At 70.5% G+C, this 24924-nt stretch carries 30 protein-coding genes; 17 read left to right on the forward strand and 13 right to left on the reverse strand.

The genetic code is table 11. The annotated features are described in order from the left end of the window. Positions 1-8 precede the first annotated feature (8 nt). Complete coding sequence (locus ACWEIJ_RS18060) at positions 9-509, forward strand: RICIN domain-containing protein (protein WP_449838306.1); 501 nt, start codon at positions 9-11, stop codon at positions 507-509. Here ACWEIJ_RS18060 and ACWEIJ_RS18065 read toward each other — a convergent pair. Continuing rightward, positions 494-745: a glutaredoxin family protein gene (locus ACWEIJ_RS18065; RefSeq protein ID WP_449838307.1), complete on the reverse strand. Its 252-nt coding sequence runs from the start codon at positions 743-745 to the stop codon at positions 494-496. The genes ACWEIJ_RS18060 and ACWEIJ_RS18065 overlap by 16 nt on opposite strands. Positions 746-781: 36 nt before the next feature. On the opposite strand from ACWEIJ_RS18065, the gene bioD reads away from it, so the two are divergent. From bioD to ACWEIJ_RS18085, 4 genes are all read left to right on the forward strand, one after another. Further along, positions 782-1501: a dethiobiotin synthase gene (gene bioD / locus ACWEIJ_RS18070; protein ID WP_449838308.1), complete on the forward strand. Its 720-nt coding sequence runs from the start codon at positions 782-784 to the stop codon at positions 1499-1501. A 70-nt stretch (positions 1502-1571) separates the two neighbouring features. Next, positions 1572-2588, forward strand: coding sequence for a biotin synthase BioB (gene bioB, locus ACWEIJ_RS18075; RefSeq protein WP_355435533.1), 1017 nt, complete (start codon positions 1572-1574; stop codon positions 2586-2588). 2 nt (positions 2589-2590) lie between these two features. Further along, positions 2591-2785, forward strand: coding sequence for a biotin synthase auxiliary protein BsaP (gene bsaP, locus ACWEIJ_RS18080; protein WP_355435536.1), 195 nt, complete (start codon positions 2591-2593; stop codon positions 2783-2785). Positions 2786-2798: 13 nt separating this feature from the next. Next, positions 2799-3389 (forward strand): DUF2567 domain-containing protein, encoded by a 591-nt coding sequence (locus ACWEIJ_RS18085; protein WP_449838309.1) that lies wholly within the window; start codon positions 2799-2801, stop codon positions 3387-3389. 15 nt (positions 3390-3404) lie between these two features. Here the strand turns inward: ACWEIJ_RS18085 and ACWEIJ_RS18090 are convergent, their stop codons facing one another. The 4 genes from ACWEIJ_RS18090 to ACWEIJ_RS18105 form a co-directional block, all read right to left on the reverse strand. Further along, a complete protein-coding gene (locus tag ACWEIJ_RS18090; RefSeq protein WP_449838310.1) occupies positions 3405-4127 on the reverse strand; it encodes a putative hydro-lyase in 723 nt (240 codons plus the stop codon). Beyond that, a complete protein-coding gene (locus ACWEIJ_RS18095) occupies positions 4124-5368 on the reverse strand; it encodes an MFS transporter (RefSeq protein ID WP_449838311.1) in 1245 nt (414 codons plus the stop codon). Before ACWEIJ_RS18095 ends, ACWEIJ_RS18090 begins: the two co-directional genes overlap by 4 nt. 442 nt (positions 5369-5810) lie before the next feature. After that, positions 5811-6491, reverse strand: a complete 681-nt coding sequence (locus tag ACWEIJ_RS18100) for an LON peptidase substrate-binding domain-containing protein (protein WP_449838312.1) — start codon at positions 6489-6491, stop codon at positions 5811-5813. A 10-nt stretch (positions 6492-6501) separates the two neighbouring features. After that, on the reverse strand, positions 6502-7170 hold the full coding sequence (locus ACWEIJ_RS18105; protein WP_449838617.1) for an NUDIX hydrolase: 669 nt from the start codon (positions 7168-7170) through the stop codon (positions 6502-6504). A gap of 100 nt (positions 7171-7270) precedes the next feature. On the opposite strand from ACWEIJ_RS18105, the gene nadA reads away from it, so the two are divergent. Genes nadA through nadC form a run of 3 tightly spaced genes read left to right on the forward strand, consistent with a single transcriptional unit; the run spans position 7271 to position 10751 of the window. Continuing rightward, on the forward strand, positions 7271-8290 hold the full coding sequence (gene nadA / locus ACWEIJ_RS18110) for a quinolinate synthase NadA (protein ID WP_449838313.1): 1020 nt from the start codon (positions 7271-7273) through the stop codon (positions 8288-8290). Beyond that, positions 8290-9903, forward strand: coding sequence for an L-aspartate oxidase (locus tag ACWEIJ_RS18115; protein WP_449838314.1), 1614 nt, complete (start codon positions 8290-8292; stop codon positions 9901-9903). Before nadA ends, ACWEIJ_RS18115 begins: the two co-directional genes overlap by 1 nt. Further along, positions 9900-10751, forward strand: coding sequence for a carboxylating nicotinate-nucleotide diphosphorylase (gene nadC / locus ACWEIJ_RS18120; protein WP_449838315.1), 852 nt, complete (start codon positions 9900-9902; stop codon positions 10749-10751). The genes ACWEIJ_RS18115 and nadC overlap by 4 nt, the downstream gene beginning before the upstream one ends. Here the strand turns inward: nadC and ACWEIJ_RS18125 are convergent. From ACWEIJ_RS18125 to ACWEIJ_RS18135, 3 genes are read right to left on the reverse strand one after another with little or no spacing between them, the layout of a single operon-like run. Beyond that, positions 10722-11216, reverse strand: a complete 495-nt coding sequence (locus ACWEIJ_RS18125; protein WP_449838316.1) for a hypothetical protein — start codon at positions 11214-11216, stop codon at positions 10722-10724. The two genes, nadC and ACWEIJ_RS18125, sit on opposite strands and share 30 nt — an antisense overlap. A gap of 40 nt (positions 11217-11256) precedes the next feature. Continuing rightward, the gene (locus ACWEIJ_RS18130) at positions 11257-11664 is read right to left on the reverse strand and encodes a cupin domain-containing protein (protein WP_449838317.1); all 408 of its coding nucleotides are present in this window, start codon (positions 11662-11664) and stop codon (positions 11257-11259) included. Positions 11665-11669: 5 nt separating this feature from the next. Beyond that, the gene (locus tag ACWEIJ_RS18135) at positions 11670-12443 is read right to left on the reverse strand and encodes a carbon-nitrogen hydrolase family protein (protein WP_449838318.1); all 774 of its coding nucleotides are present in this window, start codon (positions 12441-12443) and stop codon (positions 11670-11672) included. A gap of 25 nt (positions 12444-12468) precedes the next feature. Between ACWEIJ_RS18135 and ACWEIJ_RS18140 the strand changes: the two genes are divergently transcribed. Continuing rightward, positions 12469-13968, forward strand: a complete 1500-nt coding sequence (locus tag ACWEIJ_RS18140; RefSeq protein WP_449838319.1) for an ABC transporter substrate-binding protein — start codon at positions 12469-12471, stop codon at positions 13966-13968. Here the strand turns inward: ACWEIJ_RS18140 and ACWEIJ_RS18145 are convergent. Beyond that, positions 13961-14452: a hypothetical protein gene (locus ACWEIJ_RS18145; protein ID WP_449838320.1), complete on the reverse strand. Its 492-nt coding sequence runs from the start codon at positions 14450-14452 to the stop codon at positions 13961-13963. The genes ACWEIJ_RS18140 and ACWEIJ_RS18145 overlap by 8 nt on opposite strands. Before the next feature lie 33 nt (positions 14453-14485). Here ACWEIJ_RS18145 and ACWEIJ_RS18150 point away from each other — a divergent pair, with 33 nt between their 5' ends. After that, positions 14486-15610, forward strand: a complete 1125-nt coding sequence (locus tag ACWEIJ_RS18150) for an aminotransferase class V-fold PLP-dependent enzyme (RefSeq protein ID WP_449838321.1) — start codon at positions 14486-14488, stop codon at positions 15608-15610. Here the strand turns inward: ACWEIJ_RS18150 and ACWEIJ_RS18155 are convergent. Continuing rightward, the gene (locus ACWEIJ_RS18155) at positions 15591-16889 is read right to left on the reverse strand and encodes a M14 family metallopeptidase (RefSeq protein WP_449838322.1); all 1299 of its coding nucleotides are present in this window, start codon (positions 16887-16889) and stop codon (positions 15591-15593) included. The two genes, ACWEIJ_RS18150 and ACWEIJ_RS18155, sit on opposite strands and share 20 nt — an antisense overlap. A 133-nt stretch (positions 16890-17022) precedes the next feature. On the opposite strand from ACWEIJ_RS18155, the gene hisD reads away from it, so the two are divergent. Genes hisD through ACWEIJ_RS18180 form a run of 5 tightly spaced genes read left to right on the forward strand, consistent with a single transcriptional unit; the run spans position 17023 to position 22838 of the window. Continuing rightward, positions 17023-18339: a histidinol dehydrogenase gene (gene hisD / locus ACWEIJ_RS18160; RefSeq protein ID WP_449838323.1), complete on the forward strand. Its 1317-nt coding sequence runs from the start codon at positions 17023-17025 to the stop codon at positions 18337-18339. Next, on the forward strand, positions 18336-19442 hold the full coding sequence (locus ACWEIJ_RS18165) for a histidinol-phosphate transaminase (RefSeq protein WP_449838324.1): 1107 nt from the start codon (positions 18336-18338) through the stop codon (positions 19440-19442). Before hisD ends, ACWEIJ_RS18165 begins: the two co-directional genes overlap by 4 nt. Beyond that, positions 19439-20038, forward strand: a complete 600-nt coding sequence (gene hisB / locus ACWEIJ_RS18170; protein ID WP_112273084.1) for an imidazoleglycerol-phosphate dehydratase HisB — start codon at positions 19439-19441, stop codon at positions 20036-20038. Before ACWEIJ_RS18165 ends, hisB begins: the two co-directional genes overlap by 4 nt. Next, the gene (locus tag ACWEIJ_RS18175) at positions 20038-20193 is read left to right on the forward strand and encodes a hypothetical protein (RefSeq protein ID WP_449838325.1); all 156 of its coding nucleotides are present in this window, start codon (positions 20038-20040) and stop codon (positions 20191-20193) included. Before hisB ends, ACWEIJ_RS18175 begins: the two co-directional genes overlap by 1 nt. 5 nt (positions 20194-20198) lie before the next feature. Next, on the forward strand, positions 20199-22838 hold the full coding sequence (locus tag ACWEIJ_RS18180) for a hypothetical protein (protein ID WP_449838326.1): 2640 nt from the start codon (positions 20199-20201) through the stop codon (positions 22836-22838). Here the strand turns inward: ACWEIJ_RS18180 and ACWEIJ_RS18185 are convergent. Beyond that, entirely contained in the window at positions 22825-23043 is a 219-nt protein-coding gene (locus ACWEIJ_RS18185) for a hypothetical protein (protein WP_449838327.1), read from the reverse strand. The two genes, ACWEIJ_RS18180 and ACWEIJ_RS18185, sit on opposite strands and share 14 nt — an antisense overlap. Continuing rightward, on the reverse strand, positions 23040-23564 hold the full coding sequence (locus ACWEIJ_RS18190) for an RNA 2'-phosphotransferase (RefSeq protein WP_449838328.1): 525 nt from the start codon (positions 23562-23564) through the stop codon (positions 23040-23042). Before ACWEIJ_RS18190 ends, ACWEIJ_RS18185 begins: the two co-directional genes overlap by 4 nt. 43 nt (positions 23565-23607) lie before the next feature. On the opposite strand from ACWEIJ_RS18190, the gene ACWEIJ_RS18195 reads away from it, so the two are divergent. After that, positions 23608-24303 (forward strand): alpha/beta fold hydrolase, encoded by a 696-nt coding sequence (locus tag ACWEIJ_RS18195; RefSeq protein ID WP_449838329.1) that lies wholly within the window; start codon positions 23608-23610, stop codon positions 24301-24303. Further along, positions 24300-24491 carry an alpha/beta fold hydrolase gene (locus tag ACWEIJ_RS18200; protein ID WP_449838330.1) on the forward strand — a complete coding sequence of 64 codons (192 nt, stop codon included), beginning with the start codon at positions 24300-24302 and terminating at the stop codon, positions 24489-24491. The genes ACWEIJ_RS18195 and ACWEIJ_RS18200 overlap by 4 nt, the downstream gene beginning before the upstream one ends. Here the strand turns inward: ACWEIJ_RS18200 and soxR are convergent. Next, positions 24435-24881, reverse strand: a complete 447-nt coding sequence (gene soxR / locus ACWEIJ_RS18205) for a redox-sensitive transcriptional activator SoxR (protein WP_449838618.1) — start codon at positions 24879-24881, stop codon at positions 24435-24437. The genes ACWEIJ_RS18200 and soxR overlap by 57 nt on opposite strands. Between the last annotated feature and the right edge of the window lie 43 nt (positions 24882-24924).

Below are 24924 nucleotides of genomic sequence, written 5' to 3' on the forward strand. Positions count from 1 at the left end.
TGACACCCATGGGGAACATTTCGGCCGCCGTGTGCGCGGCCATCCTGGGAGTTGCGGGCCTCGCCGTGCCGGCGCAGGCCGCGGACGAACCCGTCACGTTCTTCAAGCTGTACGGGTCGATCACCGGCGGACGGCTCAGCTTCCCCGGCACGGGCAAGTGCCTCGACGCGGCGTTGGAGGAGATCGACCAGGACGGCGGCAAGGTCCAGATGTGGACCTGCGGGTTCGGTGGCGCCGAACAGCAGTGGCGGTTCGAGTACCCCGATGAGAGCGGTGGCGCGCTCGTCATCAACGAGGCGAACGGCAAGTGCCTCGACGTCGCGCTCGAAGAGATCGACCAGGAGGGCGGCCGGCTGCAGCTGTACCAGTGCACCGGCGGCCCCGAGCAGCGCTGGGAGCTCAACCCCCACCAGGGCGACATGCTGATCAGGAGCCAGGCGACCACGGGCTACCTGGGGGTGCCGAGCGTCTACGACGGCGCGCCGGTCGGCCTCTACGGCAAGGGCTGAGCGACCGCGGCCGACAGCTCGGTGTCGGTCGGCTCGACCAGGACGTCCCCGTTCGGGAGCACCAGGACGGGGATGTTCTTGCGTCCGGAGAGCTCGATCGCCCGGTCGCGCGCCTCGTCGTCGTTCTCGACGTCGATGTAGGTGAACGGCACGTTGTTGCGGGTCAGCCACGACTTGGCCCGGCGGCAGTCGCCACACCATTCGGCGCCGTACATCACGATCGGTTGCTCGGTCATGCCCTCACGGTAGGTGACCGCCTAGGGTGATTGCCTGTGAGCGTGCTGGTGATCACGGGAACTGGGACCGAGGTCGGCAAGACCGCCGTCACCGCGGGCATCGCGGCGCTGGCCAGGGCAGAAGGCAGACGGGTCGCGGTGCTCAAACCCGCGCAGACCGGTCTGCTGCCCGGCGAGCCGGGTGACGTGGCCGAGGTGGCGCGGCTGGCGGGTGACGTGACGACCCGTGAGCTGGCCAGATACCCCGATCCGCTGGCACCGGCCACGGCCGCCAGACGGGCGGGCATGGCCACCGTCCACCCCAAGGACGTCGCCGCGGAGGTCACGCAGCTCGACGAGACGCACGACCTGGTGCTCGTCGAGGGCGCGGGCGGGCTGCTGGTGCGGTTCGACGAGGGCGGGTCCACCCTGGCCGACATCGCGTGGGCGGTGAACGCGCCCGTGCTGGTCGTGGCGCAGGCGGGGCTCGGCACGCTCAACGCCACCGCGCTGACGGCCGAGGCGTTGCAGCGGCGCGGCATCGAGTCGATCGGGGTCGTGGTGGGCAGCTGGCCGTTGCACCCCGACCTCGCGTCGCTCACCAACCTGGCCGATCTGCCGGAGGCGGCGGGTGGTCCGCTGCTCGGAGCGCTGCCTCAAGGTGTGACGAAGCTCGGTTCTGTGGATTTCCTGGCAGTGGCCAAGAGATCGTTTTCACCGTGGTTCGGCGGGGAGTTCGACCCGGAGACGTTCGCGGCTCAGTTCGCGGTCCAGTGACCTACGTCGCTCCACGATGAAGGATTCAGTGAGGCATAGTGCTCGCCAGGCCACAGGAGGAGGAGAGACCGTGACCGCAGCTCCGGAACAGATCGACGTGCTCGACGAGGCTCGTGAGCAGGTGCTCGAACGAGGTGTCGGCCTGTCCGAAGCTCAGGTGCTCAAGGTTCTCGAGCTGCCTGACGACCGGATTCCCGAGCTCCTGGAGCTCGCGCACGAGGTGCGTGAGCGCTGGTGCGGGCCGGAGGTCGAGGTCGAGGGCATCGTCTCGCTGAAGACCGGCGGTTGCCCCGAGGACTGCCACTTCTGCTCGCAGTCCGGTCAGTTCCCGTCGCCCGTGCGGTCGGCGTGGCTGGACATCCCCGGCCTCGTGCGCGCCGCCCGGCAGACGCGGGAGACCGGCGCGACCGAGTTCTGCATCGTCGCGGCCGTGCGCGGACCGGACAAGCGGCTGCTCTCGCAGGTGCGCGACGGCATCAAGGCCATCCGCGAGGACGGCAACGACATCCAGATCGCCTGCTCGCTCGGCATGCTCACGCAGGAGCAGGTCGACGAGCTCGTGGCGATGGGCGTGCACCGCTACAACCACAACCTCGAGACCGCCCGCTCGCACTTCCCGAACGTCGTCACCACGCACTCCTGGGAGGAGCGCTGGGACACGTTGAAGATGATCCGCGACGCCGGCATGGAGGTCTGCTGCGGCGGCATCATCGGCATGGGCGAGTCGCTGGCGCAGCGCGCCGAGTTCGCCGTGCAGCTGGCCGAGCTGGAGCCGGACGAGGTGCCGCTCAACTTCCTCATCCCGAACCCCGGCACGCCGTACGAGAACTACCCGGTCGTGGAGGGCGCCGAGGCGCTGCGCACGGTCGGCGCGTTCCGGCTGGCGCTGCCGCGCACGATCCTGCGGTTCGCCGGCGGTCGTGAGCTGACGTTCGGCGACCTGGGCGCGAAGCAGGGCATGCTCGGCGGCATCAACGCGATCATCGTCGGCAACTACCTGACGAACCTCGGCCGCCCGGCCCAGCAGGACCTCGACATGCTGGAAGAGCTGTCCATGCCGATCAAGGCGCTGAGCCAGACCCTGTGATGATGACGACCGTGTTCTGTTCTTTCTGCGGCAAAGAGGAAGCTGACGGCGACCACGCGTTCTGCCGTCAGCGACTGTCGATGATCGACCCGCCGCGGTACTGCTCGCAGTGCGCGCGCCGCATGGTCGTCCAGGTGACCCCGGACGGCTGGGCGGCGCGCTGCAGCCGCCACGGCGAGATCACCTCGGGACGGTAGTAACCTCTCGCGAATGGACGAGAAAGCAGCCCCGGTTCGCATCGAACCCCTGCCGGAGCCGCCGTACGTCTACCACTACGTCCGGCCGCGGCCGAAGGTCGTGGTGAAGCGGGATCTGCTGCCGGGCCTGGTGGTGCTGCTCACGACGTTCGCGTTCGGGCTGCCCGCCGCGTACCTCTGGTCGTGGCTCGCCCCGGCCCAGCTCAAGATCGTGTCGGCGCAGGACAACAAGTTCTACCCGATCGGGGTGGAGAGCTACCACCGGCTCGACGCGCTGATGGTGTTCGTGGTGATCGGTCTCGGCGCGGGCGTGATCACCGGCATCGCGGTGTGGCTGCTGCGGCAGCGGCGCGGGCCGGTGGTGATGCTGGCGATGACGGCGGGTTCGCTGGCGGCGGCGTGGTTCGCGCAGTACCTCGGCGGAAACCTGGCCGCGGCCGCGTACCCGATGCCGTCGACGATCAAGCCGAACGACACCCTGCTGATCGCGCCGTCGCTGGAGACGTGGTGGGGAGTGCTGGCGTGGCCGTTGGCCGCCGCGCTGGCGTACGGCTGCTGCGCGGCGTGGAACGGCCTGGACGACCTGGGGCGGCGCCTCGGCTGAGACGCCGCCGGTCGGTCAGCCGACCCGGTAGGCGAAGTCGGGCATGTCGGTGACGAACATCTGACCCGGCGCGTGCGTGATCGCGAACGGCGGCCTGGACTTCATCAGCACCGCCTGCGGGGTCACGCCGCACGCCCAGAACACCGGCACGTCACCGGGTTCCGGCTCGACGGCGTCGCCGAAGTCCGGCTCGTGGACGTCCTCGATGCCGAGCATCCGCGGGTCGCCCGCGCCGACCGGAGCGCCGTGCACCGACGGCATCAGCGCCGTCACCTTGTGCGCGATGTCCACAAGGGACTCCGGGATCCAGCGCATCGACACGACCATCGGGCCGTGCAGCCGTCCTGCCGGGCGGCACTGGACGTCCGTGACGAACATCGAGACGTTCCTGCCCTGATCCACGTGCCGCAGCGGCACTCCCGCGCTCTCCAGCGCGGTCTCGAACGTGAAGCTGCAGCCGATCAGGAACGTCACCAGGTCGTCGCGCCAGAACTCCGTGGCGTTCTCGGGTTCCGCGACGAGCTCGCCTTTTTCCCAGACCCGGTAACGCGGCGCGTGGGTGCGCACGTCCGCGTCCGGCTTGAGCGCGCTGACCGTCTCACCGGCGTCCAGCACGTCGAGCACCGGGCAGGGCTTGGGGTTGCGGTGGGTGAAGAGGAGGAAGTCGTACGCCCAGTCCTTCGGGATGGCGATCAGGTTGGCCTGCGCCTGCCCCGGTGCCGTGCCCGCCGTCGTCATGCCAGCTCCTTGTTGACCGTCTCCGGCAACCAGATCAGCGCGACGACGGCGATCCCGTACGCCGCGGCCCCGAACAGCATCGCACCGCCGATGCCCAGCCGGTCGGCCATGAATCCGACCAGACCGGGGAAGACAGCGCCGAACGCGCGCCCGAAGTTGTACGTGAAGCCCTGGCCCGTGCCGCGCAGGCGCGTCGGGTAGAGCTCGGACAGGTAGCTGCCGAACCCGCTGAAGATGGCCGACATGCAGAAGCCGAGCGGGAAGCCCAGGAACATCACCAACGTGTTGGCACCGTTGGGAATCTGCGTGTAGGCGACGATCAGCAACGCACTCGCGGTGGCGAACAGCGTGAAGGTCTTCTTGCGCCCCAGGTAGTCCGTGAGATAACCGCCGCTGACGTACCCGATCCAGGCGCCGGTGATGAGGAACGCGAGGTAGCCGCCCGTGCCGATGACCGTGAGCTTGCGCCCGGTCTGCAGGAACGCCGGCAACCACGTCGCGAGCGTGTAGTAGCCGCCCTGGACGCCGGTCGCGAGCAGCGCGGCGAACAGCGTGGTTTTCAGCGTGCGGCCCTGGAAGATCTGCGGGAACGTGCCCTTCTGGTTGGCGTGCGCCTTGGCCTCCGGCGCGTCGTCGACGTTGCGGCGCACGTAGAAGATGAGGATCGCGGGCAGCGCACCGGTCCAGAACATGATCCGCCACGACCAGCTCGGGCCGGCGAGCGAGGCGACCAGGGTGTTGATGACGACCGCGAGCCCCCAGCCGACCGCCCACGCGCTCTGGATGAACGCCACCGTGCGGCCGCGGTACTTCGGCTTGCAGTACTCGGCCACGAGGATCGCCCCGGCCGCCCACTCGCCGCCGAAGCCCAGCCCCTGCAGGGCGCGGAACACCAGCAGCGTCTCGTAGCTGGTCGCGAAGCCGCACAGCACGGTGAAGAACGCGTACGCCGCGACCGTGATGATCAGTGTCCTGGAGCGGCCGAACCGGTCGGCCATGACTCCGGCCACCGCGCCGCCGATGGCGCTCATCAGCAGGGTGGACGTGCCCAGCAGGCCGGCTTCCGCCTTGGTGAGGCCGAAGTAGCCGGTGATCGCGACCAGGCTCAGCGGCAGGACCCAGTAGTCGTACGAGTCCAGTCCGTAGCCACCGAACGCGCCGACGAACGCGCGCCTGCCCTTCTGGCCGAGACTGCGGAACCAGGCGAAACGGCCTGTGTCCTCGGTCGTGGTCGTGCTCATGGGACACCTCGCAGCGTGGTGGAGGAGTGGTTGGGGTGTGATGTGGCCCTCAGTGACTAAGACTGTAAGGATTGTTCAACAATCCCACAAGGCCACAATCCAACGATCCGGCGATCGGAGGTACGGCTCGGCGGTTCGCGGTCGGCGGGGCGTGATCGCCTCTGCGGACGGCCCCACCGTCGGCCGCCGCACCACGGGCAGCGGCCCCGGCCTGCTGGTCGTTCACGGAGTGATGGACACCGTCCGCGGTTACCGGGAGCTGGCGGCGGACTTCACGCTGCACCGGGCTGGACACGGGCTCAGGGCCGAGGTCGAGGACGTCCGTGCGGCATCACCCGCGTCGCCGCCTGCGCGCCACCTCACAAAGACCCTCCACATGCTCGCGGATCTCCTGCCGCGGCGGCGAAGCACCTCGTGGCAGGCGCTCCCGCGCTGCGCGACTTCAGTTGGGGTTCGGTACGTGTCCGAACTCGGTGAGCGGCACCGGAACGGCCTTCAGCGCGCTGAGAATGCCGGTCTCCCGGTGCAGCATCCGCCTGACCAACCGCAACCGCCGCGCCGGCGAGGTCTCCTCCAGCAACCGCTGCCGGTCCTCGACGGGCAGCAGGCAGTCCGCGGCGAGCAGGTACGACAGCGCGCCCAGGTCGACGTCCTCGGCGGGTGGGGACCAGTCCTCGCGGTGCCAGGCCGCGCCGCAGTAGCGCTCGTGGGCCGCGCGGGCACCGCGTTCCAGGATCGGCACGACCTCCAGCGCCGCCTCGGGCACGGGTGAGTCGTCCAGGTAGTCGACGTGGCCGAGCAGGTAGGGCGCGGTCGTGGAGTCGACGTCGAGCAGTCGGAAGCGGCGGACTCCGCGCGTGACGATGTCGAAGCGGCCCTCCGGCAGCGGGCGGGCGTCGAGCAGGTCGGCGGAGCAGCCGATGTCCTTGAGGGAGCCGACGTTGTCGGCGCCCACCTCCCAGCCCTCCTTGATGCACACGACGCCGAACGTGCGGCCGAAGAGCGAGCCGGTCATCAGGTCGACGACGAGCTGGCGGTAGCGCGGCTCGAAGATGTGCAGCGGCAAAGACGCCCCCGGCAACAGCACCGTGCCCAGGGGGAAGAGCGGAAGCGTCTCGGCCACGCGTGCAACGTTACGGGGTGGCACTGCCGCCTGCTGGACGGCCGGATCCCGGCGGCCTCAGCACGGCGAACGGATCGGTGACTTTGATTCCCTTGGCGCTGAACCGGAACAGGGCCGCCGGGCGGCCGCCGGACGGGCCGGGGGGAGCGGTGCCGCCGGTGGGTTCGAGCAGCAACCGGCGGGACAGCACGCGCTGGAGGTTCGTCGCGGACACCCGGTAGCCGAGTGCGGCCGAGTAGTGGTCGCGCAACAGCGAGATCGTGAACTCCGGTGGCGCCAAAGCGAAGCCGAGGTTGGTGTAGGACAGCTTCGAGGCGAGCCGGTGCCGGGCTCGGTGCACGATCGAGGCGTGGTCGAACGCCATCGGAGGGAGCGTGTCCACGCAGTGCCACTCGGTGTCCGCCGGCCGTTCGGGATCGGCGTCCGAAGGGACCAGTCCGAGGAACGCCGTCGCCACGACACGGGGGCCCGGCACGCGGTCCGGGGCGCTGAAAACGGCGAGCTGCTCGACGTGTGAGAGTTGTCGCACGTCGACTTTTTCGGTCAGCTGGCGGCGGATGGAGGTCTCGACGTCCTCGTCCACCCGCAGCTCGCCACCCGGCAGCGACCAGCGGTGAGCGTGTGGCTCCCGTGCGCGCTCCCACAGCATGACCTGGAGTGACGCACCTCTCACCCGCAGCACAGCTGCCAGAACTTCATGCCCCACGCCCGCCACTCGGCTGATACTATCGGCGACGTTTTCGACCAATAGGCGAAAACCTGGAACCGAGGAGGCAGCGATGGTCGCTACCGCAACTGTGGGGCGAACCGCGTCAGGTGTGTTCGGCGGAGTCGAGCCGGACGCGGCGTGGCGGGACGAGGTGTTGCGCCTCGCGAAGGAGCGGGATGCCGTCATCCTGGCGCACAACTACCAGCTGCCCGAGATCCAGGACATCGCCCACCACACCGGCGACTCCCTCGCCCTGTCCCGCATCGCCGCGCAGTCGGACGCGCAGACCATCATCTTCTGCGGCGTGCACTTCATGGCCGAGACGGCGAAGATCCTGTCGCCGGAGAAGACCGTGCTGATCCCGGACGAGCGCGCGGGCTGTTCGCTGGCCGACTCGATCACCGGTGCGCAGCTGCGCGAGTGGAAGGCGCAGCACCCCGGCGCGGTCGTCGTGTCCTACGTGAACACCACCGCCGAGGTGAAGGCCGAGACGGACATCTGCTGCACGTCGTCGAACGCCGTCGACGTGGTGCGCTCGATCCCGGCCGACCGCGAGGTGCTGTTCTGCCCGGACCAGTTCCTGGGCGCGCACGTGAAGCGCGAGACCGGCCGCGAGAACCTGCACATCTGGGCGGGCGAGTGCCATGTCCACGCCGGCATCAACGGCCCTGAGCTGGCCGAACGCGCCGCTGCGAACCCGGACGCCGACCTGTTCATCCACCCGGAGTGCGGGTGCGCGACGTCCGCGCTGTACCTGAGCGGCGAGGGCATCGTGCCGTCGGAGAAGGTCAAGATCCTCTCGACCGGTGACATGATCACGGCCGCGCGCCAGACGAACGCCCGCAAGGTGCTCGTCGCGACCGAGGTCGGCATGCTGCACCAGCTGCGCAAGGCCGCCCCGGAGATCGACTTCCGCGCCGTCAACGACCGCGCGTCCTGCACCTACATGAAGATGATCACCCCGGCCGCGCTGCTGCGCTGCGTGCGCGAAGGCCTGGACGAGGTGCACGTCGACCTGGAGACCGCTCGTTGCGCCCAGGGCGCGGTGCAGCGCATGATCGAGATCGGCCAGCCCGGCGGCGGTGAGTGATGGCCGCGCGCTGGGAGGCGCGGGCCGACCTGATCGTGGTCGGCACGGGCGTGGCGGGTCTGACGGCCGCGCTGCACGCCCGTGAGCTGGGGCTTCGCGTTCTCGTCGTCACGAAGGCGGCGGGCGACGACGGCAACACCCGCTGGGCTCAGGGCGGGGTCGCGGTGGTCATGGAGGACCAGCACGACCCCGGTGACTCGGTCGCCCGGCACATCGAGGACACGCTGACGGCGGGCGCGGGCCTCTGCGACGAGGCCGCGGTCACCGCGATCATCTCCGGCGGACCCGCCGCGGTGGCCCGGTTGCGCGAGCGCGGTGCCGTGTTCGACGCGCGGCCCGACGGACTGCTGGAGCGCACCCGCGAAGGCGGGCACAGCGCGTTCCGCGTGGTGCACGCCGGTGGCGACGCGACCGGTGCCGAGGTGGAGCGGGCGCTGCTGAAGGCCACTGTGGACGGACGGGTTCCCCTGCTGGAGAACCACGTCGCGGTCGACGCGGTGAAGACGCCGCTGGGTGCGGTGGCCGGGTTGCTGGTGCTGGACGGCAACGGTGTGCCCGGTGTGCTGACCGCGCCCGCGGTGCTGCTGGCCACCGGCGGTCTCGGCCAGATGTACCAGGCGACCTCGAACCCGGCCGTGGCGACGGGCGACGGGCTGGCGCTGGCGTTGCGGGCCGGTGCGCTGGCCGCGGACGTCGAGTTCATCCAGTTCCACCCCACGGTGTTGTACACGGGTCGTGGCGCGCGTGGCCGCTGCCCGCTCGTCACCGAGGCCGTGCGCGGCGAAGGTGCCGTGCTGATCGACGCGACCGGCGCGCGGGTGATGAAGGGCGTGCACCCGCTGGAGGACCTCGCCCCGCGCGACGTCGTGGCGGCCGCGATCACCCGGCACATGGCGCTGGAGCCCGGTGGTGTCGACGACCACGTGTTCCTGGACGCGACCTCGTTGCACGACATGGCTTCCCGGTTCCCGACCGTGTACGCGGCCTGCGTCTCGGTGGGCGTCGACCCGGCGGTGGACCCGATTCCGGTCGCCCCGGCCGCCCACTTCGCCTGCGGCGGCGTGGTGTCCACTGTCGACGGTCGTACCGGCGTGACCGGCCTGTACGCCGTCGGTGAGGTCGCACGCACGGGCCTGCACGGCGCGAACCGCCTGGCGTCCAACAGCTTGCTCGAAGGGCTGGTCTGCGGCACCCGTGCCGCCGAGACCGTGGCCTCCGACCTCGCGCTCGGCCTGATCGCGCCGGCACGCGCGGTCGACCCCGTGCTGCCGACCGCACCGGTCGCGGACCGGGACCTGCTCCAGCGCGTGATGTCCCGCTATGCCGCGATCGGCCGTGACGCGGAAGGCCTCGCGGTCGTGGGCTCGGTGCTCGATGTGTCCACTGTGGACAAGCAGCTGGAGTCGCGCGAACTGGTCGAGGACGCGGCGCTGACCATGGCCGCCCGCGCCCTGATCGCGGCGGCGCAGGAACGCACCGAGTCGCGCGGCTGCCACGTCCGCACGGACTTCACGTCGCGTTCGCAGGAGTGGCAACGCAGTCAGCTCGTCCGGCTCACCCCGACCGGCCAGCCGGTGCTGGCCGATCCTGTTCTCGCAGAGGGTGTCGCATGACCATCGATCTGGCCAGAATTGATTGGGACGACGCGAACCGGGTCATCCAGCTCGCGCTGGAGGAGGACCTCCGCTACGGCCTGGACGCCACGACGCTGGCGACCGTGCCGGAGAAGGCCGTCGCCACTGCGGAGATCACCCCGCGCACGCCGGGCGTGCTGTGCGGTGTGTCCGTCGCCAAAGCGGCTTTCCAGCGCTACCTGCCCGAGGTCGAGGTGCTGTCCGAGGCGGTGGACGGCGACAAGGCGGTGCCCGGTGAGCCCGCGCTGGTGCTGACCGGCCCGACCCGCGGCCTGCTCACCGTCGAACGCACGGCGCTGAACCTGATCTGCCACCTGTCCGGCATCGCCACGCAGACCGCGCGCTGGGTCGACGCGATCGAGGGCACCGGCGCGTTCGTGCGCGACTCGCGCAAGACGTTGCCAGGGCTCAGGCTTCTGCAGAAGTACGCGGTCAGGACCGGCGGCGGCGTGAACCACCGGATGGGCCTGGGCGACGCGATCCTGATCAAGGACAACCACGTCGCCGCGGCGGGCTCCGTCGGTGCGGCGATCCGCGCGGCCCGTGCGCACTCGCCGGAGTTGCTGATGGAGGTCGAGGTCGACAGCCTCGCCCAGCTCGACGAGGCGCTGGCCGAGGGCGCGGAACTGGTGCTGCTGGACAACTTCACGCCAGAACAGTGCGCGGAGGCCGTCGCCAGGCGTCCGGCCGGGGTGAAGCTGGAGGCGTCCGGCGGGCTCACGCTGGACGTGGCCCGCCGGTACGCCGAGACGGGCGTGGACTACCTCGCGGTCGGCGGCCTCACGCACTCGTCGCCGTCACTCGACCTCGGCATGGACCTGCGCTGAAGGAGTACGCGGGGAGCTTTCGTACTCTCGTGCAGTACGAAAGGGCCCCGCGTGCGGTCGAGCAGGCGGCTGGTAGCGCTCGACGCCGGCGTGCTGGACACCGGGGAAGTTCTGGACCCGGTGCCAGTCGGCGGTCCGCGAGCCGACGCCGTTGCTGCCGGCCGAGACTGCGTCGAGGTGGTCCTGGGCGCTGACCCATTCCGCGTAGTTGATGACGCGCTTGCCGTCGTCGCGGATGTGGAAGGCGGCGGAGATGCCGCCGGGGTGCGGGTTCGGCTCGCTCGCGAGAGCGACGAACACCGAGTCGACCCACGCCCGTGCGGTGGCCTCGTCCTCGGTGTCGACGGTCACCAGGACGACGCAGCCGACCTGCTTGTCACCCCGGGGATCGCCGGAGCGGTAGAGCGTGTAGCCGTCGAGCTCGGTGCGGCTGCGGACGAACGGGGGCAGGACTGGAAGAGTCATGCCCCCGATCCTGTGATCTCCAGTTAGCTGGAGGTCAAGCTCAGTCGAAGGAACAGCCGGGGTTCGCCTCGTCCCGCGACAACGGCGCACCGACCGGGTTGACGTACAGCACGTCGAGCACCATCGGCTCGGTGCCGAGGTTGCGCCCGATGTGCACCTGGTGCGGTTGCTCGATCAGCGTGTCACCGCGGCGGTTCACGAACGTCGTGGTGCAGTCGGACTCGGTGCGGGTCAGCACGCCCTGCTTCACCACGGCGTAGAGCGTGCCGTCGTGGTGGTGCCAGCCGGTGCTGCCGCCGGCGTCGATGGTGATCTCGCGGAGGACGTAGTCGCGGTCGCCGGCGGTCCACTGGGCGAGGATCTTGCCGGTGACCCCGCGCGAAGGCGTCGCGTTGGCGACACCGGAGAACAACAGCAAAGCGGCCACTACGGCCGAAACGATGCGCATGGAGATCAACGTAGCCGTCGGTTCGCCAGCACCGGCAGTACTTCGCGCGCTTGTTCCACCGACTTCGGGTCGATTTCCGTCACGACGACCTCGGGCTGGCCGGACAGCTGCAGGACGACGTTGCCGAAAGGGTCGGCGACGGTCGAGTACCCGATTCCGGTCGGGGCGGACGAGCCCAGCTCGCCGGGGTAGGCCTGCCCGCACGCCACCACCCACGACGTGCAGTCGAGCGCGCGTGCCCGCACCAGCAGCTCCCACTGCTCCTTCTTGCCCGGCCCGGCACCCCACGACGCCCCGACCAGCACCGCCGACGCGCCCTTGTCCGCCAACGCCCGGAACAGCTCGGGGAAGCGGATGTCGTAGCAGGTGGCGACGCCCAGCGTGATGCCGTCGAGTTCGAAGGTCACGGGCTCCGAACCCGGTGCGACCGTGCGCGACTCCTGGAACCCGAACGCGTCGAACAGGTGGATCTTGTCGTAGCCGACGTGAACGTCCGGTCCGGTGACGAGCATCGTGTTCGTCACGCGGTCGCCGGACGGCGTGAACATGCCCGCCACCACCACGACGTCGTGCGACGCGGCGATCTCGTGCACCGCGGACGCCCACGGTCCGTCCAGCGGTTCGGCGACGGGAGCGAGCGGCACGCCGAAGCGGCACATCGTCGCCTCGGGCAGCAGGACGACCCGCGCGCCCTCGGCCCTGCGCACCGCGTCGCGGACCAGTTCCAGGTTGGACCGGGGGTCGGTGGTGGAGCTGATCTGACTCACAGCGATGCGCATGGGGATCACTGTAGGGTCCGGCAGTGTGCGTCTCCCACTGCTCCTAGTCGTGTTGCTGGCCGTCACGGGCTGCACCGAGACCGCCGCACCCCGCCCGGACGGTGGCACGAACGGCACGTCCATCGTGCTCGCCGACCGCGACGAGCCGACGACGCTGAACCCGTTGCTCGGCTACGGCGCGCAGGGCGTCTCGAAGATCTACGACGGGCTCGTCGAGCACCGCCAGGACGGTTCGCTCAAGCCGCAGCTCGCCGCCGACCTGCCGGAACCGGCCGCGGACGGGCTCAGCTGGACGGTCAAGCTGCGCGGCGACGTGAAGTTCACCGACGGCAGCACGTTCGGCGCGGAGGACGTCGTCGCCACCTACACCGCCGCGCTGCAGAACCCGGTCAAGGAGCGGTTCGGCACGCTCAAGGGCGTCGAGCAGGTCAACCCGTCCACGGTCCGCTTCACGCTGAACCAGACGCAGGAGGCGTTCCCGCACCTGCTCACCCTCGGGATCCTGCCCAGCGAGCAGGCCAGGCCGGACGGTCAGCCGATCGGCACCGGGCCGTACAAGGTCACCGAGTGGAAGAAGGGCGACCGGCTGCTGCTGGACGCCAACGAGAGCTACTTCGACGGCGCGCCCAAGGTCAAGAAGCTGACCGTCGTGTTCGTCAGCGACGACAACCAGCGCGCGCGCCGCATGCGGGACGGCGAGTTCGACGGCACGGTGCTGCCACCCAAGATCGCGACGCAGTTCACCGGCAAGTCGGGCCTGGTCGTGCAGTACCACCGCAGCGCCGACTACCGCGCGGTGCGGCTGCCCGCGGCCAACCCGGTCACCGGCAACGCCGCCATCCGGCTCGCGCTGAACTACGCGTCGAACCGCCAGGGCATGATCGACAGCCTGCTCGACGGCAGGGGCACGATCGCCTACACACCGGTGCCGGACGCGCTGGCCGAGGAGTTCGACCCGACCGCGAAGTTCCGCTACGACAAGACCGAGGCCGCCCGTCAGCTCGACCTGGCCGGCTGGGTGCCCGGGCCGGACGGCATCCGCGTCAAGGACGGCGTGCCCGCCCGGTTCACGCTGATGTACCCGCTCGGCGACGACCTGCGCGCCGACCTGGCCACGGCGTTCGCGGCGGACGCCAAGGCCGTGGGCGTGGACGTGCAGCTCGCCGGGCTGTCGTGGGAGGCGATCCGGCCGCGCATCGCCCAGGACGCGCTGCTCTACGGCGAGGGCTCGCCGTTCGACCCCGACCTGATGCTCTACGACCTGCGCGGTCAGGGCAGCCCGGCCGCCGACGCGGCGCTGGAGAACGGCCGCAGGCTCATCGACCCGGCGCAGCGGGCGGTGGCGTACAAGCTCTTCCAGCAGGCGTTCATCGCGGCACCGTCGATGGCGGTGCTGGTCTTCCCCGAACACGCGTACGTGATGCGTGACTCGTGGAACGGTTATCAGCCCGTGGTCGACCCGAACTCCTACGGCGCGTTGGCCTGGGGTCCGTGGTGGAACCTCGAGAAGTGGGAGCCTAAGTAGTCCTGGCGTTGATCTCGCGGGCGGCTCGCTGCGGGTCGTCCGCCCAGAACTCGACGCGCTCGACCCGCTGCACGCCGGTCTTGCCGAGGTTCACCAGCTGCGGCTCGTGGAACGGCACCGACACGTTCGTCTTGGTCAGCGACTGGATGACGAGCGAGTCTCCGATCACCTCGACGCTGCGCCGGCCGGTGTGGCTGCGCTCGGTGACCTCGGCCGTGCCGAGGTCCGCGGTCGGGATGCGCCAGTCGAAGAACCCCAGCTGACGCAACCGCAGCTCGTCGTCGGACACCGTGTGCGGCTGCTTGTGCAGGACGTAGAGAGCACCCACGCACACGACGGTGTTCAGCACGCCGAGCACGATCAACGTGATGAGCAGCCACGGGATGTGCAGGGCAAACGCGACCAACGCGATCCCGACCGCCGTGATGATCAGGAACCGCCAGTACCGCGGCCGCATGCGCTTGCCGTAGGGGATCTCCACCATGGCGGTGAGCCTATTTCGTGGCAGAGTGCGGGCGTGAACGACCTGATCTTCCTGGACAGCGCCGGTTCGTCGATCGCACCCGCACCCGTGGTCGACGAGGTCGTCGGGCACCTGCGCAGGGAGACCGAGATAGGCGGCTACCGGGCCGCCGCCGAACGCCGTGACGACCTCGACGCCGGCTACGGCGTGATGGCGGAGCTCTTCGGCTGCCTGCCGTCCGAGGTCGCGTTCACCGACAGCGCGACCCGGTCGTGGCTCACCGCGTTCGATGCCGTTGAGCTGCGCAAAGGCGACCGGATCCTGGTCACGGAGGTCGAGTACGGCGGCAACGCCGTGCCGATGCTGCGCCGCGCGGAGGAGACCGGCGCGACGATCGAGGTGATGCCGTCCGACCGGTACGGGCAGCTCGACGTCGAGGCGCTGGACCTGGACGAGCGGGTCAAGCTGATCTCGCTCGTGCACGTGCCCACGAACGGCGGGCTGGTCAACCCGGTCGACGAGGTCACCGCGAAGGCCCGCGAGGTGGGCGCGCTGGTGCTGCTCGACGCCTGCCAGTCGACCGGTCAGCTGGACCTGCGCGGGTACGACTACGACATGCTCGTCTGCACCGGGCGGAAGTGGCTGCGCGGACCGCGCGGCACGGGCGCGCTGGTCGTGCGGGACGAGGTCAGGAAGAGGCTGCGGCCGCGGTTGATGGACCACAGCGCCGCCGAGTGGGCCGCGCTCGACCGGTACGAGCCGCGTGCCGACGCGCGGGTGTTCGAGCTGTGGGAGTTCAGCGTCGCCGACCGGCTGGGCCTGATCGCCGCCGCGCGCTACGCCCTCGACCGGGGCCTGGACGTGATCGAGGCCGAGGTCGCGGACCGTGCCAAGCGTTTGCGCGACGGGTTGCGCACCATCCCCGGCATCATCGTGCGGGACCTCGGCGAACGGCAGTCCGGCATCGTCACCTTCACGTCCGAGCACGTGCCCGCGCTGGAGCTCAAGGACCGGCTGTGGGCGGAGAACGTCGCCGTGACGGTCTCGCTGCGCGGGTCGACGATGATCGACATGACGAAGCGGGGCCTGGACGAAGTAGTGCGGGCCTCCCCGCACTACTTCGTCACCGCGGAAGAGATCGACCAGGCCCTGGAGAGGATCAGCAGGTCTGCCCGATGACCCGCTTCACGCAGTCGGAGTACTGCAGGAACAGGTCGGTCGCCTGGTCGTTGCGGCTGGTCTGCGCGGCGATGACGTTGTCACGCGGGTAGAAGCCGTTGAGGCCGCCGCTGCTCGGGTACATCTCGAAGGTGTACGACCAGATCTTGTACTGGCCCCACATCCAGTCGTCGATGGTGCCGTCGGTGATGTAGAGGTCGCTCGACTGCTCGGGCGTGTAGCCGTTGGTGGCGGCCATCTGCTGCCCGAGCGTGCGGAACGCGCGTTCCTCGTTCGCGTCCAGGCCCGGCGCGGTGTTGTTGGTGGTCCAGCCGAACGGCCAGAGCACCAGCTCGGAGAACGTGTGGAAGTCGAGGTTCGTCTTGATCTGCTGCACGCCGCCGACCACGCGGGAGTTCACGAAGTCGCGGATGCGGGCGGTCTCCGGTGCGGAGAACGCCGCCGTGCCGCGGTAGGTGTCGGAGGAGGTGCTGCCGCTGGAGCCGCCGCAGCAGCCCCACTTGTAGCCCCAGTTGCGGTTCAGGTCGGTGCCGGGGCCCTGGCGGTTCTTGCGCCAGCCGCGGAACGAGCCGCTCGCGATGTCGTACTCGGAGCCGTCCGGGTTGACGCTCGGGATGACCCAGATCTCGCGCGAGTCGACCAGTGCCTTGATCGACGCGTTCGAGGCGTAGCCGTCGGTGAGGCGCTGGATGAAGTGCAGGCACATCTCGACGGTCAGGTGCTCACGCGCGTGCTGGTTGCACGTCACGATGACCTCGGGCTTGGCCTGGTCGACCGCCGGGTTGTTGCTGATCTTCAGCATCCACAGGTCACGGCCTTCGTACGACTTGCCGATGCTGGAGAGCTTCACCAGGTTCGAGTGGGCCGTGACGGTCTTGTCGAGCTCGGCCTTCATCTCGGCGAAGTTGTGGTAGCCGGTGTAGCCGGACGGGAAGTCCTGGGTCGTCACCTGACCCGGAACAGGGTCGGTGAAGTCGACCTTGCCGAGCTTCGCGAACTCGGCCTCGGCGTCACCGATGTACTTCATCGGCAACCCGGTCCTCCTCAGCGCACGGGCCTCCGCCGCGCTGGCGATCACGGTCACCGGACCGTTCGTGGTCTCGTCGATCAGGTCGGTGCCGGTGTAGACGACCTGCCTGAGCTGCTCGACGTTCCTCACGGTGATCTCGTAGACCGTGCGGCCGGAACCCGCGGCCTGGGTCGGGGCGCTCGTGCCCACCAGCAGCGGCAGGCTGAGTCCGAGCACTGCGGCGACGAGACCGCGGCGCTTGTTGAACATTGATCCTCCATCATCAGCAGGGGTTTACGACGGAGTTGTGCTCAACCGAGCGTGGCTCTGGTGTCACTCGCTGAGGTAGCGCCGTTCGCGGGCTGACGGTTGACAGAATTCGGCAGGAACTACCCTGTAGGGCATGCTCAGCCGCATCGACCTGCGAGGTCGCACCACGACTCCCGCTCAGCTGCGCGCCGTCGTACCGCGCGCCGAGGTGGACGTGGACGCGGTGCTGCATCACGTGCGGCCCGTGGTGGACGCGGTGGCGGAGCGCGGTGTCGAGGCCGTGTTCGAGTACACCGAGAAGTTCGACCGCGTTCGTCCCACTTCCGTCCGAGTGCCCGCTTCCGAGATTTCGTCCGCTTTGTCCTCGTTGGACCCGGCCGTGCGCGAGGCGCTGGAAGAGGTCATCACGCGCACCCGGCGCGTGCACGCCGACCAGCGTCGCAAGGACACGACCACGCAGGTCGTGCCCGGCGGCACCGTCACGGAGAAGTGGGTGCCCGTCGCGCGCGTGGGCCTCTACGCGCCCGGTGGCCTCGCGGTCTACCCGTCGACGGTCGTCATGAACGTCGTGCCCGCGCAGATCGCCGGCGTCGAGTCGCTGGTCGTGTGCTCGCCGCCGCAGGCGGAGTTCGGCGGCCTGCCGCACCCGACGATCCTGGCCGCCGCCGCACTGCTCGGCGTCGACGAGGTGTGGGCCGCGGGCGGCGCGCAGGCCGTGGCGTTGATGGCGCACGGCGGCGTGGACACCGACGGTGCCGAACTGGCCCCGGTCGACATCGTCACCGGTCCCGGCAACATCTACACGACGGCGGCCAAGAGGTTGCTGCGCGGCCTGATCGGCATCGACTCCGAGGCGGGGCCGACCGAGATCGCGATCCTCGCGGACGCCACGGCCGACCCGGTGCACGTGGCCGCCGACCTGATCTCCCAGGCCGAGCACGACCCGCTGGCCGCCTCCGTGCTGGTGACCGACTCCGACGAGCTGGCCGACCGCGTCGACGCCGAGCTGGAACGCCAGATCGGTGCGACGAAGCACCACGAGCGAATCCGCACGGCGTTGGGCGGCAAGCAGTCCGGGTGCGTGCTCGTGTCCTCTGTGGACGAAGGTGTCCGGGTCGTCGACGCCTACGCCGCCGAGCACCTGGAGATCCAGACGCGCGACGCGCGTGAGGTGGCGGCGCGGATCCGGTCCGCCGGCGCGATCTTCGTCGGCGCGCACTCGCCGGTGTCCCTTGGCGACTACTGCGCGGGCTCGAACCACGTGCTGCCGACCGGTGGCTGCGCGCGGCACTCGTCCGGACTCTCCGTGCAGACGTTCCTGCGCGGCATCCACGTGATCGACTACTCCGAGGAAGCCCTGCGCGAGGTCGCGGACAAGGTCGTCGCGCTGGCCAACGCGGAGGACCTGCCCGCGCACGGGCAGGCCGTGACGGCGAGGTTCGCCCGATGAAGCCGGTCATCGGCGCACGGGTGGAGCTTTCCGACCTGCCCCTGCGCGAGGATCTGCGCGGCCGCACGCCCTACGGTGCGCCGCAGCTCGACGTGCCGTACCGCCTGAACACCAACGAGAACCCGTACGCGCCGACGGACGCCCTCGCGGCCGATGTCGTGGCGGCGGTCGCGGAGATCGCGGGTGAGCTGCACCGCTACCCCGACCGCGACGCGGTGGCGTTGCGCGAGGACCTGGCGGCATACCTGGCCGAGACGACGTCGGTGCCGCTGACGGCCGAGAACGTGTGGGCCGCCAACGGGTCCAACGAGGTCCTCCAGCAGATCATGCAGGCGTTCGGCGGTCCTGGCCGGACCGCGCTCGGCTTCGAGCCGTCGTACTCGATGCACCCGATCATCGCCGCAGGCACGCGCACCGAGTGGGTGCCGACGCCGCGCCGGTCCGACTTCTCGCTGGACGTGGAGAAGGCCGCCGCGATCATCGCCGAGACACGGCCGGACATCGTGTTCGTGACGTCGCCGAACAACCCGACGGGGCAGTCGATCCCGCTCGCGGACCTGCGGCTGCTGATCGCGTCGTCCACCGGCGTGGTCGTGGTGGACGAGGCGTACGCGGAGTTCTCGCCGCAGGACAGCGCGATCAAGCTGCTTGACGAGTACGGCTCGCGGCTGATCGTCTCGCGCACGATGTCGAAGGCCTTCGCCTTCGCGGGCGGCCGGCTGGGCTACCTCGCCGCCGCTCCTGCCGTGGTCGACGCGTTGCAGCTGGTGCGGTTGCCGTACCACCTGTCGCAGCTGACGCAGGCGGCCGCGCGGGCGTCGTTGCGGCACGCGGCGGAGACGCTCGGCTCGGTGGCGCTGCTCGCCGCCGAGCGCGACCGCGTCGTGGCGGCGCTGAAGGAGATGGGATTCCAGGTCGTGCCGTCGGACGCGAACTTCGTGCTGTTCGGCTGGTTCGAGGACGCGCGCGAGACCTGGAAGTCCTATTTGGACCACGGCGTGCTCATCAGGGACGTCGGAATCACCGGTCACCTGCGGGTGACCATCGGAACGCCCGAGGAGAACGACGCCTTCCTCGCGGCCAGCAAGGAGGTCGGCCGGTGAGCCGTGTGGGCAAGGTGGAGCGCACCACCAAGGAGTCGTCGGTCTACGTGGAGATCGACCTGGACGGCACCGGCCAGGTCGAGATCAGCACCGGCGTGCCGTTCTACGACCACATGCTCACCGCGTTCGGCGTGCACGGCTGCTTCGACCTGATCGTCCGCGCGACCGGTGACGTCGAGATCGACGCCCACCACTCGGTCGAGGACATCGCGATCGTGCTCGGCCAGGCCCTGCGGGAAGCGTTGGGGGACAAGAAGGGCATCCGCCGGTTCGGCGACTGCTGGATCCCGATGGACGAGACCCTCGCGCACGCGGCGGTCGACGTCTCGGGCCGTCCCTACACCGTGCACCGCGGCGAGCCGGAGCAGTTCAACTCGTTCGTGATCGGCGGCAACTACCCGTTCGTGCTCAACCGGCACGTGTTCGAGTCGCTGGCCTTCCACGCCCAGATCGCGCTGCACGTGCGCGTCGAGTACGGCCGCGACCCGCACCACATCGCGGAGGCCGAGTACAAGGCGATCGCGCGCGCTCTGCGTGCGGCCGTGGAACCGGACCCGCGCGTCGGCGGCATCCCGTCGACCAAGGGCGTGCTCTGATGCCGAAAGAGGTCGTCGTCATCGGCCTGCTGGCCCTCGCGGGCTTTCTGGCCGGTGGCGTCTACGCCACCTGGAAGACCGCCAGGTTCCTGGCGGTCGTCCTGCTGGTGCTGATCGTGCTCGCGGTCGGCGGCGCGGTCCTCTGGCTCATGTAGTGCCCGTGAGCGAGCCTGACCACGACGCGTTCCTCTCGTACAGCCCGGCTGCGGACGGCAGGCTCGCCGAGGTGCTGCGGCGCGGCGTGCAGCGGTTCGCCAAGCCCTGGTACCGGCTGCGCGCCGCACGGGTGTTCCTCGACGGCGCCGGCGAACGGGCGTCGATCGAACGGGCGCTCGGCCGGTCGCGCTGGCTGGTCCTGCTGGCCTCGCCGGAAGCGGCGGCGTCGGAGCGGGTCGGGCGCGAGCTGGCGTGGTGGCTGGAACACCGGTCCGCGCGGCGGATCCTCGTCGTGCTGACGTCCGGCGAGTACGCGCGGTCGGTGCCGGCCGCGGTGCGCAGGGCGCTGGGCGAGGACCCGCGCTGGGTCGACCTGCGCTCGGCCGGACCGGTCGACGACGCGAACCCGCGGCTGCGCGAGGCCGTGGCCGCCATCGCGAGTGCGGTGCGCGAGGTCCCCGAGGACGATCTCGTCGGCGAGCACGTCCGGCAGCACCGCCTGACCGTGCGACTGGTGCGGGCGAGTCTGGTGCTGCTCACCGTTGCGCTGCTGGCCATCGGGCTGGTCGCGGTGGGGCAGCGCGGTTCGGCGGTGGCACAGGCCCGTGCCGCTACTGCGCGCGGCCTCGCGTCGGCCGCCGTGGCGAACCTGCGGACCGACCTCGCGTTGAGCCAGGTGCTCGCGGCGCAGGCGTACCGAGTCGAGCCGAACGCGCAGACCCGTGCCGCGCTGTTCTCGTCGTTGACGGCCGGCCCGCAGCTCGACCGGTACGTGCCGGTCGGTGGTGAGGTGTCCGCGCTGGCGTCGTCCGCGGACGGCAAGATCGCGGTCGCGGGCACCGAGGACGGCCGCGTGGTCCGGGTGGAGCTGGCTTCGGGCAGACGTGCCGAGCAACGGGTCGGCGTGCGCCCGGTGACGGCGGTGGCGACGAGCGCGAACGGTGGGGTGGTCGCGGCCTTCAGCGCGGGGTCGGCGTTGCGCTGGGAGGTGGGTTCGGGCGCCACGCAACGGTTCGGCACCCCGGATCTCAAGGACGGTCTGGTCGCGGTGTCGCCATCGGGCCGGTTCACCGCCGTGTACAGCACGGTCCGGGAGGACACCGACGCCGACGGCCGCACCCGCGCCCACCGGATCGTCCACGATGGAGAGACCGGTGAGCGGATCGAGCGCGACGACACGAGCTTCCCGGTGTACCTGCTGAGGCTGCCGAACGAGGACACGCTGCTGGAGGTGTCGTTCTTCGACTGGGTCCGCCGGGCGCCCTCGACGTTGGACGTCAAGGCGACCGCGGCGGGCAACGCGGTGCCCGCCGGCGGCTTCTCGGTCGGCCTCTCGCGCAACGGCGACTACTTCGGCTACTCGATGAAGGGCACGAGCAAGGTCTGGCGCACGACCCAGCCCGCGTTCGGCTTCGACACCCAGGACTTCCTGCTGTCCGACGGCAGGGCCGACCCGGCGGCCGTGGCGATCGCCGGCAACGGCACGCGCATGGCCGTCGCGGACACCGGCTCGATCCACGTCTACGACACGACCGGCCCGGCCGCGGGAGAGCGGCTGCGGCTGGACGGCAACAGCGAGACGTCGTTCGTGGAGTTCCTGGGCGACAACGACCACCTGGTCTCGTCGACGCACGACCGCCTGGTGCTGTGGGACCTGACCCGCAACACGCGCCTCGGTGCGCCGCTGCCCACGCGCGTTCCCCTGTCGTGCAACGCCTGCCCGGCGCCGTGGGTCTCGTCGTCGCACGGGAAGTTCGCGGTGGCGGCGGGTTCCGCGGTGGCGGTGGGGTCGTCCGAGGAGTCCGTCGGCCAGCCCAGCGCCTTCGGCCCGGTGGTGTGGAACTCGGCCGGTGACAAGGTGTTCGTCGTGACCTCTCCGGAGGGCATCGGCGAGACCTGGGACGTGCGCGACGGCGTGCGGAAGTCCGTGCGGTGGCAGGGAGACGTGCTCGGCGAGCGCGTGCTCGCGATGGGCGTGGCCCCGGACGAGCAGCGGCTCGTCACCGTGAACGAGCTCGGTGACGTGCAGGTGTTCGAAGGCCCCTCACTGGCGTCAGCGCGCACGATCCCGTTGGGGCGGCAGGGTTCGCCGTCCGCGGCGGTGAGCGCCGACGCGTCGAGGGCCGCCGTCGCCACCGCGGACTCGGTGGTGCTCGTCGACACCGTCGGCGGCACGCGGCGTGAACTCCCCGGCGGGGCCTCGGCGGTGGCGTTCACGTCCGACAGCCTGGTGGTGCAGCGGGCGGCGTCGATCGAGGTGTGGGACGCGGCCGGCACCTCGTTGCGGCGCACGATTCCCCGCGATCCGCGCTACCTGCCGGGGATCGCGGTGAACCCCGGCACGACGCTGGTCACGCAGCTGCGCCGCGACTACGTGCTGGTGGTGACGGACCTGGTGAGCGGCGAGCCGGTCGGCCAGGTGCCGGTCGTCGGCGAACACGACCGGTTCGGCCGCGTCGGCATGGCGTTCGCGGACGACCGGGCCGTCGTCACCGCGGTGTCGGACCTGCCGCTGTTCCGGTGGGACCTGGCGGAGGACGACTGGGTGCGCACGGCCTGCGCGTCCGCAGGCCGTGACCTGACTTCCGAGGAGTGGCGGCGGTTCGTCGGCACGGCGCCACCTGCGGACCTCACCTGCGGGTGAGCACCCGGTGGAACGTGGCCGGGTCCGGCTCGTGCATGGTCACGAGGTCGTCGGTGACGATCTCCAGGTGGTCGCGGTTCTTCTCGGGGGTGTTGCTGCCGGAGAACATCTCGACGCCGAGCCAGGTCTCGGCGTTGTCGTCGAGGCGGTTGTCGAAGCCCTGCTCGGCCATCGCGTCGTAGCCGGCCTCGACGATCTTTTTCACGACGCGCCCAGGTAGCGGGCCGGCACGTGGCCGGTCAACCAGACCCCGTTGGCGCTCAGCCGGAACTCGTGCCCGGCATCGCTCATCGCCTTGGCGTCCACCGCGAGGATCACCGGCCGCCCGCGACGCGCACCCACCCGGCGCGCCGTCTCCCGGTCCGGCGAGAGGTGCACGTCGTGGCGTGACATGGGGCGCAGGCCGTCGCGCATGATGTCGTCGAGGAACCGCGCGACCGTGCCGTGGAACAACGTGTCCGGCGGGATCGCGGCAGGCAGGCCGAGGTCCACCTCGACGCTGTGGCCCTGGTTGGCGCGGATGCGGTCGCCGTCGATCGTGAAGCGCTTCTTGTCGTTCCGGTCGACGACCTCGCGCAGCTCCGCCTCGGTGATGCCGAGAGCGGTCAGCAGGTCGGTCACCGGCACCCAGCCCGCGGGGTCGAGGGTGAGGCCGACGCGCTCCGGCCGGTGCCGCAGCGCCTTGGACATCCGCTTGGAGAGGCGGATCATTCTGTCTTCTTCCATCGCCCATAGGAAACCACGGCGCGTCCACCGGTTTTGCGGTTCGATGGACCTCGTGTGGCGGGAGCGGCGGGTGCCGGGTGAGGCCGAGATCTTCGTGGCGTGGCGGGAGGGGAGCGACGAGCGGACGTTGCTCGCGATCCACGGCGGGCCCGACTGGGACCACAGCTATCTGCGCGACCCGCTGGAGTGCCTGGACCGCCGGCTGCTCCTGCCGGACCTGCGCGGGTGCGGCAGGTCGGAACGGGTGCGGGAGTACCACCCCGACGGCGTGGTGCGGGATCTGGTGCGGGTGCTGGACGCGTTCGGCGTCGAGCGCGCGGACGTGCTCGGGCACTCGTACGGCGGGACGGTGGCGCAGCGGTTCGCGATCAGCCATCCGGAACGCGTGCGCAGCCTGATCGTCTCGGGCAGCAGTGTGCTGCCGGTGCCGCCGGACGCCTTCGCCGGGTGGGCCGAACGGGACGCGGTCCTGGCGCGTCAGGAAGATCCCTGGCAGCGGCAGGACCTGTCGCCGGAGGAGTGCGTGCGGGCGGAGGCGTTCGCGGCCGCGCCCGCCAACATCTGGCGTGCCGAGGCGATGCCCGGCTACCTGCGGCGGCTGGAGGAGGTCCGGTTCGGTGCCGAGTGGGTGCGGCCGTTCCTCGCCGGCACCCTTGCCCCGGTGCGGCTCCCGATGCGGCGCAACGGATCGCGGAGCTGGGCATTCCGGTGCTCCTGCTGCACGGACGGCAGGACATGACGTTCCCGGTCGGCCTGGTGGAGCCGACGCTGGCGCTGATCCCGCGGGCCCGTGCCGTCGTGCTGGAGGAGGCGGGGCACATGCTGCACGTCGACGAGCCCGACGGCTATCTCACGGCCTTGCGGGAGTGGCTAACGGGTGCCGCCTTCGAGGACGGGCTTGAGGCGGGGCGCGCCGGGGCCGTTTGACGCCTGCTCGTCGTCGATGTTCTGCAGGGCGCAGCTGCGCAGCGACAGGCAGCCGCACCCGATGCAGCCGGTCAGCCGGTCGCGCAACCGGTACAGGGCGTCGATGCGGGCGTCGAGCTCGGTCTTCCAGGAGCGGGAGAGGCGTTCCCAGTCGGACTTGGTCGGCGTGCGGTTGTCCGGCAGCTGGGCGAGCGCGTCGCGGACGTCCTCCAGGGTGAGGCCCACGCGCTGCGCGGTGCGGATGAAGGCCAGGCGGCGCAGCACCGAGCGCTGGTAGCGGCGCTGGTTGCCCGCGGTGCGGACGGACGCGATGAGGCCGCGGTCCTCGTAGAAGCGCAGCGCGGTGTGGGGGACGCCGCTGCGCTCGGCGACCTGGCCGATGGTCAGCATTTCCGGCAACTTGCTCACCCGATCATGGTAGCCGCTTGACCTC

Source organism: Lentzea sp. NPDC004789 (assembly GCF_053601075.1).